Annotated in this window: 4 protein-coding genes; 3 read left to right on the top strand and 1 reads right to left on the bottom strand. The window is 37.3% G+C overall.

Annotation, left to right across the window (positions count from 1 at the left end; all coding sequences use genetic code 11):
- The first annotated feature begins 469 nt into the window (after nt 1-469).
- Nucleotides 470-748: an AbrB/MazE/SpoVT family DNA-binding domain-containing protein gene (locus tag C8K15_RS19755; RefSeq protein WP_233260591.1), complete on the top strand. Its 279-nt coding sequence runs from the start codon at nt 470-472 to the stop codon at nt 746-748.
- A 22-nt stretch (nt 749-770) separates the two neighbouring features.
- A complete protein-coding gene (locus C8K15_RS19750) occupies nt 771-1,196 on the top strand; it encodes a type II toxin-antitoxin system death-on-curing family toxin (RefSeq protein ID WP_108588095.1) in 426 nt (141 codons plus the stop codon).
- An 80-nt stretch (nt 1,197-1,276) separates the two neighbouring features.
- On the opposite strand, the gene C8K15_RS19745 is transcribed toward C8K15_RS19750, so the two are convergent.
- A complete protein-coding gene (locus C8K15_RS19745; protein WP_108588094.1) occupies nt 1,277-1,873 on the bottom strand; it encodes a hypothetical protein in 597 nt (198 codons plus the stop codon).
- 617 nt (nt 1,874-2,490) lie between these two features.
- Between C8K15_RS19745 and mobV the strand changes: the two genes are divergently transcribed.
- The coding region (mobV, locus tag C8K15_RS19740) for a MobV family relaxase (protein ID WP_146173690.1) at nt 2,491-3,274 on the top strand (784 nt) is incomplete at its 3' end.

Genomic DNA, 3,274 nt, shown 5'->3' with positions numbered 1-3,274 from the left:
AAAAATGCCCTACTCAGAAACGAAAAGTGAAAAGAATACATCTAATGTTCAAAAATAAAAAGAATTCTATTTTAACCAACGGGTGCTTTAGTTGATGAACCGGCTGCCTTTACAAGGCGGCTTTTTCTTATGGCCTAGATTTCAATCGTGTACCTATACTTAGTGTCGTATAGGTTACTGAACTTAGATTGTTGAACGAGTTCTTGAACACTAATGAAAGAGTTAACCCTCAGAAAACACTGTAAATATAGGGTGTTCATTAACTCCTGGTTTTCTGAACAAAACCTGACCACATTAGGTTATCGAAAGAAAATAAGGACCTAAGGTCCCTTATTTTCATGTTTACAATTGAATACACCGGGAAAAACATGTTAATATTGTAATTACTATCATTACAGTAATAGAAGTTAGTACTGTTCAGGTATAGGCTGCATATAATTTAGTTAAGATAGAAGGGAGATATGCAGAAATGAGTGTGATCGAAATGGATAAAGAGAAGATTGAATCAAGAAGAATAACGAAAACAGGCAACAGTTGGTCTGTGACAATTCCAAAATATATTATTGAACAAATGGATCTCGAAAGAGGAAAAGATATCGAATGGGTTTTCAATGAGGAAACTGGAGAAGTGAAAATGAGAAAAAAAGTAAATTATCAGGATATGAATATTAATCCAAAATTGTTAAAATCAATGGATAGAACTATGAATAAATATAAGGGAATGTTTGAGAATTTGAAAGACAGATAGTCGTCTGTAAGGGGAAATATAATTGAAAGCATACACATTTAATGCAGAAGAGATTATGTTAATGCACGAACATGTAATGGAAGAAACAAATGATTCAGCGAATGCGGGCATTAAATACTTGGATCGTTTTGAATCAATGTTGAAAAGACCCCAAACTATACTGTTTGGTGAAGAAACGTTTCCGAGCATTTTAGAAAAGGCTTGTGTGTATCTTCATTCGATTTCAAATGATCATATTTTTGTTAACGGAAATAAGAGAACGGCATCTTATGTTTTTCTGACGTATCTTGACTTGCATGATTTAGTACTTCATATGGACATTGATGAATTTGAGGATTATGTTGTCCAGATTACGGTTGAGGAAAAATATAAAACAAACGATGCCATTAGTTTCATTGTGGAAGATTTAAAACAGTTTGTCGGAGAAGTTAACATCCATCTGCATTGAAGTATGTTTGAGGATGACGACTAAAGACCTTTTCTATAAAAAGAGAAGGTCTTTTTTTGATTCTGACTCAGAACAGTGGTCTATTTACCAAAAATCCGAGATAGGAATCCCTTATTTACTGGCTCCTTAACTACTTCTTCAGCCTTTTCTTTTTGTTTGAGTAAATCCCCCAAAAGATTCTTAAGTTCTTCATTTTGCTTCTTTATTTCTGAAATTTCATTTTTAGTATCTTGATTTTTCATTGTTTCTTGATTTCCGAGTAATTTTGTTTGATTCTCTACGATTCCCCGTAGTTCCAAAATCTCTTTTCTCATTGTTGAAAATTCGACTGCAATTGTTTGGAAGAGTTCCGCAGCGCCGGATTTTTCAAGGGCTTTTTCTAAAATCACAGCCATCTCTTTTGCTTTTACTTCTTCTTCTTCTTTTCGTTGCAAATTATTATATAAATTATGTTTAATTAACTCTTCTTTAACGTCCACGAAAGTCACGTTTCCACCACTTGCAAAAACCTCTTTAACTTTTTCGATTTTTGGAAATTCCGTCGATGGAATCCAACGTCCAGTCGAACGTTTATCCGATTCAATTAACCCTTTATTGCACCAAACCCTTAATCGAGGAAGCTCGATATCAAATTTTTCAGCAACTTTTCCAATAGAAACCCATTCTAATTCACTCATTTTATTACCTCCCATTCCCTTCTTTTTGGAATTAAGGATTTCCATTAACCTTTTCAACCTTAATTAACTATTAAATAAACCTGATTCACCTTTAATTAATAGACGATATATATAATATAATTATCATTGTTAGTATACCTTATTCACCCTTAATTAACATTTAATTATTGATGAATCATGTGTATTTCAAGTGAAAAAAGACCGTAATAACTGTCTTTTTATTTTTTTCCAGAAGGGAAGCACCACGAGAAGTGTCAACGGTAAATGTCTGACTGGAACGGTAGTGAAAGGAATTTAAGGAGTGGACACGTGAGGTGATTCTTCACCCTGTTTTTGGTTCTCACCCCATGTGAGAACCTGCCTCCCGGCGAGGGGGTTTTGGTTGGTGGGTTGCCCCTTTCCAAAGGGGCAACTTCTGCTCTTGATCTCAGGGAAAAGAACGTCCGCAGCCGGACGATTTTTTCTTGCGCTTGAACTGGGGGAAGGACAGCATCCACCAGGATGAAGTCACCCCTGCACTCACCCTCGGAGAGCACACCTTTACGCATGTAAAGTATAGTGTGTTATACTTTTCTTGGAAGTACTGCCGGTAAAATCGCGCGATTGGAGGGAATGGTATGAGCTTTGTAGTGGCTCGAATGGTGAAGATAAAATCACATGATGTGAAAGGAATTCAATTTCATAACCAACGAGAAAAAGAGAGTCGAACCAATCCTGATATCGATCCAGTAAATCGGCATTTAAATTACGATTTGGTGAACGTGGAAAAGATTGATTACAACAAACGAGTCAAAGAGATTATTGGTTCACAAAAAATAGGGGAACGAAAAACACGAAAAGATGCGGTCTTGGTCAACGAGTTATTGATTACCAGTGATACCGTTTTTTTTGACAAGCTGACTCCTGATAAACAAAAACAATTTTTCGAGGAAAGCTGCACCTTGTTTTCGGAACGATACGGAAAACAAAATGTAGCTTATGCCACGGTACATCATGACGAGCGCACCCCCCATCTTCACTTAGGCATCGTCCCGATGCGGGACGGCAAGTTACAAGGCAAAAACATATTCAACAGACAAGAGCTGCTCTGGATTCAAGACGAGTTTCCCAAACACATGCAGAAACTCGGATTTGACATTGAGCGTGGCGAAAAAGGGTCAAAGCGTGAACACATTGAAACGCAGAAATTCAAGGCAGATACGCTGGATCAGCAAGTCAAAGACCTAGAAACCAAGTTACAAGACGTGACGAAGGTGTACGAGGTCGAGCAGCAAGTCGATAACATCCCCGTAAAAGACAAGCCTACCCTCAAAGCGAAGATGGGTTTAAATGGCACTAGAACCATCGAAATTTCGTCGGAAGACTACGAAACGATTAAATCCCTCGCTAAAGGGGCAGAGG

The sequence above is a fragment of the Paenisporosarcina sp. OV554 genome (assembly GCF_003058165.1).
Lineage (GTDB): Bacteria > Bacillota > Bacilli > Bacillales_A > Planococcaceae > Paenisporosarcina.
This window is presented reverse-complemented; position numbering and strand designations above follow the sequence as displayed.